Source organism: Chryseobacterium sp. Leaf201 (assembly GCF_001421435.1).
GTDB lineage: Bacteria > Bacteroidota > Bacteroidia > Flavobacteriales > Weeksellaceae > Chryseobacterium.
On sequence record NZ_LMKA01000126.1, the window covers coordinates 1 to 14,129 of the forward strand.

8 protein-coding genes are annotated in these 14,129 nt (G+C 40.4%); 2 read left to right on the plus strand and 6 right to left on the minus strand.

The window, feature by feature from the left end; translation table 11 throughout:
* Nucleotides 1–116: 116 nt before the first annotated feature.
* Nucleotides 117–1,256, minus strand: coding sequence for an acyl-CoA dehydrogenase (locus ASE55_RS18470; RefSeq protein ID WP_056223194.1), 1,140 nt, complete (start codon nt 1,254–1,256; stop codon nt 117–119).
* Nucleotides 1,257–1,530: 274 nt separating this feature from the next.
* Between ASE55_RS18470 and ASE55_RS18475 the strand changes: the two genes are divergently transcribed.
* Complete coding sequence (locus ASE55_RS18475) at nt 1,531–3,309, plus strand: AMP-dependent synthetase/ligase (protein ID WP_056223196.1); 1,779 nt, start codon at nt 1,531–1,533, stop codon at nt 3,307–3,309.
* A gap of 100 nt (nt 3,310–3,409) precedes the next feature.
* Here ASE55_RS18475 and ASE55_RS18480 read toward each other — a convergent pair whose 3' ends face one another.
* Both ASE55_RS18480 and ASE55_RS18485 read right to left on the minus strand, forming a co-directional pair.
* Nucleotides 3,410–4,186 (minus strand): zinc ribbon domain-containing protein, encoded by a 777-nt coding sequence (locus ASE55_RS18480; RefSeq protein WP_056223198.1) that lies wholly within the window; start codon nt 4,184–4,186, stop codon nt 3,410–3,412.
* A gap of 4 nt (nt 4,187–4,190) precedes the next feature.
* Entirely contained in the window at nt 4,191–5,288 is a 1,098-nt protein-coding gene (locus tag ASE55_RS18485) for a Nif3-like dinuclear metal center hexameric protein (protein ID WP_056223200.1), read from the minus strand.
* A gap of 63 nt (nt 5,289–5,351) precedes the next feature.
* Here ASE55_RS18485 and ASE55_RS18490 point away from each other — a divergent pair, with 63 nt between their 5' ends.
* Nucleotides 5,352–6,179, plus strand: a complete 828-nt coding sequence (locus ASE55_RS18490) for an ion transporter (RefSeq protein WP_056223202.1) — start codon at nt 5,352–5,354, stop codon at nt 6,177–6,179.
* A gap of 353 nt (nt 6,180–6,532) precedes the next feature.
* On the opposite strand, the gene ASE55_RS18495 is transcribed toward ASE55_RS18490, so the two are convergent.
* The 3 genes from ASE55_RS18495 to ASE55_RS18505 all read right to left on the minus strand — a co-directional run bounded on the left by ASE55_RS18495 (nt 6,533) and on the right by ASE55_RS18505 (nt 14,041).
* Nucleotides 6,533–8,503, minus strand: a complete 1,971-nt coding sequence (locus ASE55_RS18495; protein WP_082474666.1) for a T9SS type A sorting domain-containing protein — start codon at nt 8,501–8,503, stop codon at nt 6,533–6,535.
* Between the two features lie 134 nt (nt 8,504–8,637).
* Nucleotides 8,638–10,230: a GEVED domain-containing protein gene (locus ASE55_RS18500; protein WP_056223206.1), complete on the minus strand. Its 1,593-nt coding sequence runs from the start codon at nt 10,228–10,230 to the stop codon at nt 8,638–8,640.
* Between the two features lie 481 nt (nt 10,231–10,711).
* Nucleotides 10,712–14,041, minus strand: a complete 3,330-nt coding sequence (locus tag ASE55_RS18505) for a fibronectin type III domain-containing protein (protein WP_056223208.1) — start codon at nt 14,039–14,041, stop codon at nt 10,712–10,714.
* Nucleotides 14,042–14,129 lie beyond the last annotated feature (88 nt).

The following is a 14,129-nucleotide window of genomic DNA, read 5'->3' on the forward strand; positions in this document are numbered from 1 at the left end:
ATGATTATTTAAGATAAAAAAATAAAGACATATATTATTAATATTTTGTGGTTCGTGTGAAGTAAAAAGGCCCTCAGAAATGAGAGCCTTTTACTATTTAATATATAATTAAGCAATTACTTTGCAATGCTTCTTGAGATAACGATCTTCTGGATTTCAGAAGTCCCTTCATAGATCTGGGTGATTTTTGCATCCCTCATCATTCTTTCCACGTGGTATTCTTTTACATATCCGTATCCGCCGTGGATCTGTACTGCCTCAATAGTCGTATCCATGGCTACCTGAGAAGCGTATAACTTCGCCATTGCTCCGCTTTCGGAAATATCTTTTCCGGCATCTTTTTCTACCGCTGCTTTATAGCAGAGCATTCTTGCCGCCGTGATCTGGGTTGCCATATCCGCCAATTTAAATGCAATTGCCTGGTGGTTGATGATCTCTGTTTTGAACGCTTTTCTTGTTTTTGCATATTTCAAAGCCAGTTCATAGGCTCCTGAAGCAATTCCCAATGCCTGGGATGCAATACCGATTCTTCCTCCGTTCAGTACAGCCATCGCAAAATTAAACCCGAAACCGTCTTCACCGATTCTGTTTTCCTTCGGTACTTTTACATTATTGAAGAGCAGAGAATGTGTATCACTTCCTCTGATTCCCAGTTTATCTTCTTTAAGCCCGATTTCAAAACCTTCCCAGCTTCTTTCCACAATGAATGCGTTGATTCCTTTATGTTTTTTCTCAGGGTCAGTCTGTGCAATAACGATATAATAGCTTGCTGTTCCGCCGTTGGTGATCCAGTTTTTAATCCCGTTCAGCAGGTAGTAATCCCCTTTATCTTCAGCAGTAGTTTTCTGCGAAGTGGCATCAGAACCCGCTTCAGGCTCAGAAAGGGCAAATGCGCCGATCACCTGTCCGCTGGCAAGAGGTGTAAGATATTTAACTTTTTGCTCTTCGGAAGCAAATTTTTCAAGACCTGCACATACCAATGAATTATTTACAGACATTACAACAGCCGCAGAAGCATCTATTTTTGCAATCTCCTCCATCGCAAGAACATAGGACACGCTGTCCATTCCTGCCCCTCCGTATTTAGGGTCTACCATCATTCCCAACAGCCCCATTTCTCCCATTTTCTTTACCTGCTCTGTAGGGAATTTCTGATCGCGGTCCCTTTCTATTACACCGGGTAACAGTTCGTTTTGTGCAAAATCCCTTGCCGCCTGCTGAATCATCAGCTGTTCTTCTGATAAATTAAAGTCCATAAAAATTGAATAATTAGATGGTCGCTAATTTACACTTTTTGATGAAACCTGAAAACAGAATTAAAGGTTCGTCATTAAAATCCAAAAATTGTGTATTAAATAAAATTCAACATATCATTAAATAAATTAAAACATTACTAAAATACAACGGATAGTATTAGGAAGCCTCTTTAATCTTCTGTACATATTGCTGTAAATGCTAATTTTCAGTTTTCACTTTGACAATTAAAAAAAATGCTTATATTTAAAATCCTAACCCGTATTTTAAAAAATCATGACTATTAAAAGATTATTCGATATACCTCACTATGCTTTAGAACAATACCCCAAATCGGATATGTTCGTTACGAAGTACCAGGGTGAATGGAAAAAGACTTCCACCCAGGAATTTATCAATGAAGCCAATAAAATATCACGAGGTCTTTTGAAGCTTGGTATAAAACCGGGTGATAAAATTGCTTTGATTACCACCAACTCCCGTACGGAATGGGCGATTATGGATCTGGGACTTTCACAGATCGGTGTGGTTTCCGTACCGGTATACCCGAGTATCTCACCGGAGGATTATGAATTTATTTTTACCAATGCCGAAATTAAATACTGTTTTGTTTCGGATAAAGATCTTCTCCAGAAGGTTATGAAGGTAAAACATAATATTGCATCCCTTCAGGGTATTTTCACGTTTGACCAGATCAGCGGTGCCGCCCACTGGAAGGAAATCCTGGATCTCGGTGAGGATGATTCTACCCAGATTGAAGTGGAAGACCTGTCCAATGCCATTAATGCTGAAGACCTGGCAACCATTATTTATACATCAGGCACTACAGGGAAACCGAAAGGCGTTATGCTGACGCATCACAATATCGTTTCGAATGTCCTGGGCTCTATCCCAAGAATCCCGAAAAAGAAAAGCCTGGATTATAAAGATACCCGGGTATTGAGCTTCCTTCCCATCTGCCATATTTTTGAGCGGATGCTGTTCTACCTTTTCCAGTACAATGGTTTTTCAATTTATTTTGCGGAAAGCATTGATAAAATGGGGGAAAATGTAAAAGAGGTGAAACCTCACTATATGAGCGTTGTACCGAGGCTGGTAGAGAAAGTATATGATAAAATTTATGCTACCGGTTCATCTGCAGGCGGCTTAAAGCAAAAAATATTCTTCTGGGCTCTGGATTTAATCTCCAAGAAGAAAACGGTTTCCAAGCCGTCCGGTTTACAGGAAATCATTGCCGACAAACTGGTATTCAAAAAATGGAGAGAAGGCCTGGGAGGCGAAATCATCACGCTGGTTTCAGGTTCTGCCGCTCTGTCCACAAGACTGAACCTGATGTTCCAGAATGCCGGGATCCCTATCCTGGAAGGGTACGGACTGACGGAAACTTCGCCGGTAATTTCCGTTAATACGTTTGGAAAAATGAAAGTGGGGACCGTTGGGCTGCCTTTGGATAACCTGAAAGTGAAAATTCAGGAAGACGGTGAAATTACCGTGAAAGGCCCTTCTATTTTTAAAGGGTACTTCCAGAATGAGCAGATGACGCAGGAAGTATTTACCGAAGACGGTTATTTCAGGACCGGCGATATAGGGCATGTTGACAGTGACGGCTTTTTACAGATCACCGACCGTAAAAAGGAAATGTTCAAGACGTCCGGCGGAAAGTATATTGCACCGCAGACCATAGAAAATTTAGCTAAAGCCTCCAAATTCATTGAGCAGATCATGGTAGTGGGAGACGGTGAAAAAATGCCCTGTGCTTTTGTGCAGCCTGATTTCGAGTTTGCCAAAAACTGGGCCGCGAGGAACAACCTTAATATCGGGTCTACCCCACAGGAAATTGCAAAGAGTCCTGAATTAAAGGAGCGGATAAAAAAAGAGGTTGACAGCATGAATGAACATCTAGGAAACTGGGAACAGATCAAAAAGATCGAGCTTACCCCGGAAGTATGGAGTATTGATGCGGGACTGCTTACTCCAACGCTGAAACTGAAAAGAAAAGCAATTAAAGAGAAGTTTATAGACCTGTACAATAATATGTATGAGCATCACGGATAAAAATATAACCGCTTCAGGAATGGAGCGGTTTTTTAGGTCTGATATAAAAAAAGCTGTCTCAAATTATGAGACAGCTTTATATTTTAAAATTGAAATTAAATTAAAACTTAATTACAGATTTCATTCTTTCGTTTTCTTCCATTACCAACTCGTCATCAACAAGGATTTTCCCTGAATGCTCATCAATAATAATTTTCTTTCTCTGGGCGATTTCCATCTGCTTCTGAGGCGGAATGGTGAAGAATGATCCTTTCGGAGCACCTCTTTCCAACCCTACTACAGCAAGTCCATTTGGAGAATTGGTTCTGATCCTGTTGTAAGAAGCCAATAATCTTTCATCGATTTTGGATGCATATTCCTTAGACTGCTCAATAAGGTATTCCTCTTCTTTCTGAGTTTCGGAAACAAGGCCTTCCAGTTCTTCTTTCTTGAATTTAAGGTGATTCTTAAGATCGTCGATCTTTTCATTCAGCTCATCCAGCGTTTCGTTCTTGTGACCGATCTTAGCCCCGAACTCCTTGATTCTTTTTTCAGCAAGCTGAATTTCAAGCTCCTGATACTCAACTTCTTTGCTTAATGCTTCAAACTCTTTATTGTTTCTTACATTATCCTGCTGAGACTTATACTTTTCAATTAAAGTTTTTGCATGACTGATAACTTCATGCTTCGTTTTGATCTGGTCATCCTGCTCTTTGATATCTGCATGGAATTTTTCAGCTCTTTTTTCAAGACCTTCGATTTCAATCTCAAGATCCTCTACTTCGATTGGCAATTCTCCTCTTGTATTTCGGATTTCGTCCAATCTAGAATCAATGATCTGCAAATCGTATAAAGCTCTTAACTTTTCTTCAACTGAAATATCGTTGGTTTTTGCCATATTTTTAAATGAAATAATTTACCGGGTTTGTTTTCTCAATAGATTTTGAGATTGCAAAGGTAGTGAATTTTTGTGAAAAAATTTCAAATAATTGTTGAGTTACAAATTGTTCTGACTCGAAATGTCCGATGTCACAAATCAGCATTTTTGATTCTGCAAGGAAAAAATCATGGTATTTCACATCTCCTGTGAGGTAAGCATCGCATTTCTTAGACACCGCAGACCGGATTCCGCCTGCTCCCGAGCCTCCCAGAACCCCTACCCTTTTGATTTTTTTATTATTGAAACCGGAATGCCTGATGACCTCCAGATTAAATTTCTCCTTGACCATTTTCAGGAAATCCTTTTCATCCAAAGGTTCCTCAAAATCACCGTACATCCCGAGCCCTGCATACTGGTTGGCATTATCCAGGCTGTACACCTGATGGGCAACTTCCTCATACGGATGTGCATTTTTCATAGCTGAAACTACCTGTCCCTGCTTATAGTCTTCAAAAATTACAGAAATCATATCTTCATCAGCATTTTCCCTGATGTTCTGCTGCCCTGAGAATGGGTTTGACCCTTCACCCGGTCTGAAAGTTCCGTCCCCGTTAACCGTAAAGCTGCATTCATCATAAAACCCGATGCTTCCCGCACCTACTGCAAACAGAGCCTCTCTTACTTTTTCAGCATGTTCTTTCGGCACAAAAACCGTCAGCTGCTTTAGACTATTCTTTTTGGGCTGAAGGATTTTAAGGTTTTTTAACCCCAACTGGTTACAGATTCCGTAATTGACCCCGAAGAAATCATTATCAAAAGCAGTATGGATGGCATAAATGGCAATTTTATTTTCAATGGCTTTTAAAACGGCCCTTTCCACATAGTTTTTCCCGGTTAGTGATTTCAGCCCTGAAAAAATAATCGGGTGAAAGCATACGATCAGGTTACAGTTTTTCTGAATGGCCTCATCCACCACATTTTCCAGCGCATCGTGACAGATCAGTATTCCGCTTACATTACGGTCCCAGGATCCGCATAGCAACCCCACATTGTCAAAATCTTCTGCCTGTTGTAAAGGAATCCGCTTTTCAATCTTTGAAATAACTTCTCTAATTTTCATTTTATTCTGTATGTTTGCTTACGAAAGTAGGGATAATTTATTAATTTTAAAAAAAGATTTACAATGGAAAAAGAGCACAATCTTATTCCCGGGGATGCGCTCTGGAAAAGACATCTCTACCGTATTATTTACCGCTCGGACACGAAACTAGGGAAACTGTTCGATATTATTCTGTTATCCCTGATCCTCATCAGCACGTTTATTATTATGATGGAAAGTGTCCCGAAGCTGGATAAGAGGTTCCATTATACCTTTATTATTTCAGAATGGGTTATTTCCGTGTTTTTCACGGCTGAATACTGGTCCAGAATTGCGGTTGTAAAAAATAAAAAGAATTACATCTTCAGTTTTTTCGGGATCATTGATTTTCTGGCACTGGTTCCTTTTTACCTGAGTTTTTTTATTCCCGTTACCAAATACTTCCTTATTTTCAGGATGCTGAGAATGCTCAGGGTTTTCAGGGTTTTCAACCTTCTGGATTTCATGAATGACGGTACGGTGATTGTGAGGGCTTTAAAAAACAGCTCAAGAAAGATCTATATTTTCCTTCTGTTTCTGATTATCTTCTCTGTGATTGTCGGTTCCCTCATGTTTATGGTAGAAGGCGGGAGGCCGGGCTTTGAAACGATCCCGCAGGCAATCTACTGGGCTGTGGTTACGGTAACGACCGTCGGTTACGGTGATGTATCGCCTATTACGCCGATGGGGAAATTCTTTGCCGTGATCCTGATGCTGGCAGGTTATTCCATTATTGCCGTACCTACGGGGATTGTTACTGCCGAGATGCGCAACAAAAGACAGAACCTGGAAAAGATCTGTGAGCGTTGCGGAAATGAGGATATTGATGATGACGCAAGATACTGCAAGCAGTGTGGCAAGAAATTAGCTTAGTAAAATTATCAACATTATATATAATCTATTAATAAATACTGCAAAATCATGGAACCAACAAAGAAAAATAAACCGCACATCTCTATTGTTATACTGTTCTCTTTAATCGTATTGATGGTAATTGGCTATCTCATCCTTGTCACCTTCTTCCCGGCTGTTTTTTCAGGCCTTAATACTTCTGAAATCCAACCGGTGAATGACAGATAAATATTTATCTTTTCATCATCAGAATATCATTATTATCATTTTAAATAATACTTAATACAAAAAGCGGCCATTAACGGCCGCCTCTTTTTATTGGTTTACAGGATTGGATCCTGCATTGAAACTTAAACTCTGTTATTCAGTAACCACTATTTCTTAATGGTCTTAACTGTCTGTTTAGAACCGTCTTTCATCTGTAATGTTACCAGATACATCCCCTGTTTCAATTCTTCCAGATGGATGGTTGCTCCCGGATTATCAATCACTCTTATCAGCCTGCCTGTAACATCAGATACAGAAACCGATTTTACATTGGCAGCATCTGAAATATTCAGCACATCTGTAAATGGATTCGGATACAGTCTGATTTTGTTTTTATCAGCTTTCACCTCAGAAGTAGCCAATACACCTTTGGTTATTGTAATGGTAAACGGCCCTTCCGGTTCATCTGACCAGCTACTGTAATGGCCTACATTCACATAATAGGTATTTCCTGCCATTGTCGGGATAGAAATTGCTTCTGTCATACCTTCACCGGTATTATCTACCGTATCTTCACATGATAAAGCTGAGCAGTTTCCGCTGTATACTCCGATCTGGGAATCAAAATCGCTTCCTGCAGGCAGAGTAACCGTAATATTGTACGTATCACCGTCACCTACAAACTTAAACCAGGTTCCGTCATTCATTTCGTTGCTGCATGCCGTTATCATTCCACCTCCGTTTGTCGCTCCGCTGCCGTCAGTCTGAACATAGGTATAAGGGAAAGCCGTTGCAGATAATGCACCGCCGCAGTCATCATTGGCAGGTGGCGGTGGAAATGTTCCTACGCAGATATCAAAACTCTGATTGCTTCCTGCGCCACTGTAACTGTATACCCTTACCCAATAGGTCTGTCCTACGGTAAGCCCTGTTGCTACCGCTGAATTAGGATCTGAACATAACACATTGAGAAGTGCACCGCATCCTCCGCTGAACACCTGGAAATAAGTATCCGTATCAGAATTACTTCCTACAGACTGGATGTTAAGAAGAGAAATTTTATGGGTAGCATTTGTAGCTACAAATTTAAACCATACATCGTCATCAGCAGTTCCGTAACAAGGATCCGGAGCCGTTCCGGAATCTGTTGCTCCAAGTGTATATCCGGCAGTTACCGTACCACAGTTCGTATCCGGGTTTACCGTTAAAGTAACTGCTGTTGCACATTCATCATTTGAAGGTACAGGAGGTGCGGATTTAAACATCACGTCGGTACATCCTGAAGATTCTCCACCGGTACCCACTGCTGTTACCCTGAGGTAATAATTTGTATTGGGAGCAAGCGGTGTGGAAGGAGTGAAACTGTTTGTGGTTACCGCAGCCTGATTTACAACATTCGTTCCTCCGGGAGTGGTTCCTATGGATACTTTGTATCCGGTGGCTCCTGAAGAATTGTTCCATGTAATGACAGGTGACAAAGGAATAAATGTAGCATTGTTAGCCGGGTATGTAATCAGCGGACATGCCGGAATGGGGTTTGGAGCCAGTCCGTTAATGGTAACTACCGATTTATAATTTGCCAGATTATTTCCGGTTGCCGGCGGAGAAGCAGGATCCGGATCGGTATAATCATTTTTATAATATATAGTAGAATTAGGAGCTCCTGCATACACATACATGGCTTCATCATAATCATTATTATCGTAGCCTGACGAATTTTCTTCAGCAGCAATTACCAGATTAGATGTATTGTTGTACGGGAAAGGTGTTGGGAAAACAACCTCAATAACTCCGTTTACCAGGGTAACGGTTCCTGAAAAAACCTGCGTCAGCTGGGCAGCAGGAATCCAGTCTGTATCTGATGCAAATGTTGTTTTTGTAGTCTGTCCAAGATAAACCACCCATTGTGAAGAACTCGTGATAGACATGGAAGGATCCATATAAAATTTAAGTCCTGTGATATTGCCAGCTGCATTGGCATTGATTTCCTGTTTTGTGAAAATCTGCTGGGTATAAGAATATCCATAGTACGTACTGATAGGAGCAACCCCGGTGTCTGTACTTCCGGTCCCCAAACTGATCTGGGCATTGAGCACCATACTTATGCACAATAAGCATGAGAGTAGAAATTTTGTCATAATTAAATATTTTATTCGTTACATGCTAAATTAATCATAAAATTGTTAAATCAGTATTAATAATTGCATTATTTTAATAAAAAAAGCGGCTAATTTACTTAGCCGCTATTATAATTGATAAAAAGTATTAAAGTTTATTTTTTAATTGTTTTTACCGTTTGCCTTGATCCGTCTTTCATTTCTAAAATAATTAAATAGATTCCCTGTTTCAGGTCTCCTAACTGAAGTACAGAGCCCGGATTCGCCAGGGTTTTTATCAGTCTGCCGGAAATATCTGTTATCAAAACGTTTTTCACATCAGCTGCATCAGAAATATTCAGTACTTCAGAGAACGGATTTGGATATACTTTTACGGTATTTTTTGCCGCTCCGGTTTCATTTGTTGATAAAACATTCTGCTCTACTACAAAGTTGTCTACAAAGAAATCTACATCGCTTGCATCGGCAACGTTACCGTTTGTTCCGTAAAATCCAAACTTAGTGTTGGCACTGTTATATCCTGTCAGATTAAATACATATTGAGTTGAATTGTTTGAAGGCGAAGTATTGGTATCCCATGTCTGAAGGACCGTCCACGTAGTTCCTCCGTCCTGGGAAACCACAAACTGAACCAGGTCATCTGACCCCAGGTTTCCGGGTGTTGTAACGCCATACTCAGTAAGGCCGTAATCGAATTTCACACGGTATCCTCCTGCAGAAAGGTTAAAAGCAGGCGTAATCAGCCATGCATTGAAAGCCGTAGGAGAGAAAGCACTGGTATACACATTCAATTTAACAGCTCCGTCATATCCATTATTTAAAAATCCATCATCATACCAGTTGGAAGTTGTTCCCGAAGGTGTTGTAGCAGGAGTTCCATCATCAGCTCTGTTCCAGCATGTGTTTGTACCGGCAGCAAAATCAAAAGTATAACCCGGTACGATAACTGAACATGATGTGGTAAAGGTTGCAGAAGTTGACCATGCACTTTTATCAGTTGCGGTACACGCCGATCTTACCCAGACATAATACGTGGTGACAGGTGATAAGCCGGTCAGCGGTAAAGTCACAGCAGGACTGGATACCGATCCCGTAGCTGCAGTAGCACTTACCGGTGATGTATTGCTGGTAGAAAGGTAATATTCATATCCTGTTCCTACTGTAACTGAAGGAGCCGTCCATGATAAAGTAGCGGTAGTATCTGCTACTGCTGTAACCGATACAGCGGTTGGTGCCAGACAGCTTGGTACCGCACCGATATTTACGGTATAATCATGAGCTTCCCCATATCCATCTGTATTACATGGGACCGGCTGTGAACTGTACCTATCGGCCACACGCATTCTGTGTACACCCAGCTGTGCAGTTGCAGGGATTGCGATCGTTCCATCCGTAGTACTTACAGTTCCTGAAACACTGCTGCCAGATGCTACTAATTCCGTTGTTTCATCAAATGTTCCATCATTATTGAAATCAATCCACATTTTTACATTCTGGGTTGAAAAATCATGTGTTACGGTAAACGGATAGTTAACGCCCGCATTCAGATTAATGGTCTGCGATGTATAATCACCATAAGATCCGGAAGAACAGCCTGTATCCAGATGGCTGAATCCTGCTCCCGGAATAATAAAACTGGTAATCTGGTCTCCGTAATCACATCCGCTGGCAAACTCAGGAACACAATAGGACTGTGCAGATACTGAAAGTGTTAAAGCAAAAAGACTAACTGATAAAAGTTTTTTCATTCTTAGATTTTTTATATTAATTAAATTAGATTAACAGCGGACTCATCCATAAATAACCGGAGAGTACTTATATAAAAGCGCCTGTTCCTGTGCTTTAACGAAAAGTAGAGTTAAAGTTTTGTAAATAGTATGGATACAGGGAAAAAAGCGTTACGCCTTTATATAATTTTAAAGCTTAAATATATCATTAAATTGATTTTAAACAATCAAGAAACAGCAATTAATATATTTTATACAATTAAATAGCCATAGTATTCGCATAAAAATAAACAATTGTTTAAATTTTTAAAAATACCTCAATACTGTGATTAATTTTAAGGTATGGGTAGTCAGCATCTTATATTTTAGTCATAATACAGGGAAATAATGTGGTACCACACTTAACATAATAAAATTTTTATAAAAAAATGGACTGATTCTGCCTAAAACAAAAAATAGCGGCTGAAATCAGCCGCTATTCATCTTATTATGGTTAAAAGTTTTACCTTTTTATTACCTTAAAGGTCTTTCTTGAACCGTCTTTCATTTCTAAAGTTATCAGATACATGCCCTCTTTCAGTTCTCCTAACTGAAGAGCCGAAGAAGGATTTGCAATTGTTTTAACCAATCTTCCTGAAATGTCAGTTACCAATGCATTCTTAACATTGCTGATATCAGAAATATTCAGTACGTCAGAGAATGGATTAGGGTATACTTTAATACTGTTCTTTACAACAGAAGTTTCACTTGTTGACAATGACGGATTCAGCGCATAGCTTACATCATCAATCAAAACACTGTTGGAAGGTGTTCCGGTATGCTTAAATACCAGTTTAGTTACTCCCGCAGGAACTCCTGTAATATCTAATGAGTAATTATCAACGGCAGTTGTACTTGTAGATGTATAACTTCCTAAAGCTACAAATGTTGAAGTGTCAGAAGGATTTGTTAAATATCCGATCTGTACAATTCCTCCGGCAGTAAAGTTAGCTCTTCCTTTAAATTTAAGGGTATAGTTACCCGACTGTAAGTTTGAGATTTCCGGTGTAGCTACCATTCCGGTAGAAGTACCGCTGGTATAGATATATAATGCATTTGGTGCGCTTATAGCAGTACTTGCATTAATCGTTCCATACGTAGACGTTGTTCCGATACTCGTCCAGCAAGCTGGAAGACTTCCTACAATAGAAGAATCAAAGTTTTCATTTAATGTTGATACTGAACCGCAGGCTGTAGCAAAATTTAATGCATTTGACCATGGGCTTTTATCCGTCGCAGTACATACTGATCTTACCCATACGTAATATGTTGACGAAGGAGACAGACTGCTTAACGATTGTGAAGTTCCCGTAATGCCCGTCATGTTTGGAGTGGTAGAACTTGTAGGAGCCGTATTTGATGTGCTGTAGTACAGTTCATATCCATTGCCAGGTGCGGTTGCAGGACCGGTCCAAGAAATATCGGCACTGGTAGTTGTTATATTATTAGCCGCTAATGCTGTAGGTTCTGCACATGAAGGAATGGCTTCTACCGCAAAATCATCAATATGGAAATCGATATCCGGCGAATTGGAACTTGTAGTTCCTACAAAAGCTATTTTAATATTTCCTGAATATCCTGTCAAATTAATCGTTTCAAACTGGCCCGTATTAGAATACGTTCCGGCACCGGTGTACGTCTTTAAAACATTGGCATTACTCCATGTCGTTCCTCCGTCCGTAGAAATAATTACTCTAAGAAGATGTGTCCCTAAGGTAGTTACTGAAGAAGTAGCCAGATAAGTTGTAACAGCCATTTTGTATTTTACTCTATACACACCTGGAGTACTGCCCAGGTTTATTGGCTGAGAAATCAACCAGTCACCTGTATTTGTCCCATACAGATTGATTCTCACGGCAGAATTAGTTCCCGTATTCCCAAAACCTGTTTCAGAAGACCATTTACTGGTACCATATACCAATGTAGATGAAGCTGTTACTTCTCCTTTAGCTGCAGTCCAGCATATCGGTAAGAAAGAAGAAAAAGCCTGTGCTACTGTTGGTGCATTTTCTATCCCGCAAACTGTCGTAAAGTTTCTTTCGCTACAAGCCACTGCTGATATATTTGCTGTATATCCGCTAACTGCATAATAGTATTTGGTGGATGTATTAAGTGCAGACGGGAAAGTGTAAGAAGTTACATTTCCAAGATCAATATTATTGGCAATATCTGTTCCACCGGCAGTAGTCCCAACTCTCAATCTATAACCGGCAGCTCCGTTAATCGCTGCCCATGTTATTGTTGGTGTTGTGCTTACCCCTGTAGCGCTTGCTGCAGGAAGAGATACAGTAGGACATGTAGACAGTGTTATAAAATTAGCAGAACTTGACCAAACCCCCTTATCGGTCCCGTTACAGTTTCCTCTTACCCAGTAATAATAAGTGGTAGAAGGAGTCAATCCTGTTAAATTAGCTGTAACAACACCGGCAGCTGTTGATCCTGAAGGTACAGTAGCAGTTGTAGGAGCGGTAGATGATGTACTGTAATAATATTCATATCCGTTACCTGGCGCAGTTGTAGAAGCTGTCCAGCTGATAGTGGCCGATTCCGGAGTTAATGCTGAAGAAGCAAGCCCCGTCACTGTACTGGCACAGTTAGGCAGTGTTGTAAAGGAACCTGCAGTAGCATATCCGTTACCAGTTCCTGCCAGATTTGGAATGTGGGAATATGTTGACAGCGCATTACCATTTAAAGCCTGAACCTGAACCTGATAGGTTGTGTTTTGGGTCAAACCACTGATTGAAGCAGTAGTCGCAGATACCGGATTTCCGCTAAAGTCAGTCCAATCGCAGCTTCCCAAAGTCCGGTACTGCACGTTATAAACTGTAGATCCTGTTGGTGCTGTCCAATTTATCGTTGCTCCGGTATTGGTTATTGCATTGGTAGCGGCGAAAGTTCTTACAGGCAGCTGGGTACCTGGAGTCCATATATATATTAATCCGTTTGGAATTTTAACATTTACGTTAGTGGCAGCAGTGAAAAGCATTGTACTTGAATTAGCATTTCCTGTGACAGCTTTAGACCAATCACAAGTAGTGCCTGCAGGCACATTGCCAATCATTAATGGACTTACATTGGTTGCATAAGCAACAGTATTCCCTCTTATACCCACCTGAGGATTATACGTGGATGAAGTGGTACCCGGGTCTGTACAGGCCCCATATACAATTTTTATCTCACCGGTAGCATAAACCAATCGAATCTGAAAATTTAATTTTTCATTACTTCTATTAGAAAAATCAGCGTGATCCTGATACTGGACCACAAACTCAGTTCCGAGATCCTGATACCTGACTTCCGGAGCTGCCCCAGCAACTGTAGACGAAGCCCCATCCTGTCCAAAAGCAGCAATAGCTCCTGTAGTACTCCCCAGGGTGGACAGTGGTGTATAACTCGATCCGGAAGGTGCGGCACCAAATGCAATGTATCCGTTTGCGCTTATGTAGATACTGCTGATTGCAACCCCACCAAAAGTAAACGGTGTAGGCAATGCAATAGCGGCTGAAACTTCATTATCATAAGAAGTACCGGTTCCTGCAGGAAATACTTTCGTCCCTCCTGTAATTGAAGTATAAGGTGCTCCTGTACCTTTGGCAAAAGAATAGGCTGCAATATTGGTCTGTGCCAGTGCACTGCTGCCTGTTGCCAATAAAGCTGCAGCTACGAACATGCCTTTAAGCCAGCTTTTTTGTTTTTTACCCGTAGCCTCAGAATCATCCTTTACTGCCCGGCTATCCTGGGTATTGAAAACCGGATATTCCCGATTATTCAAAATCCTGTAGTTTTTCGTCATAATAATAGCAAAATTAATTAGGACTGTAAAGATATAATAAATAACAAGTAAAATGTTAAAAGGATATAATTTTTACTATAAAAACCTT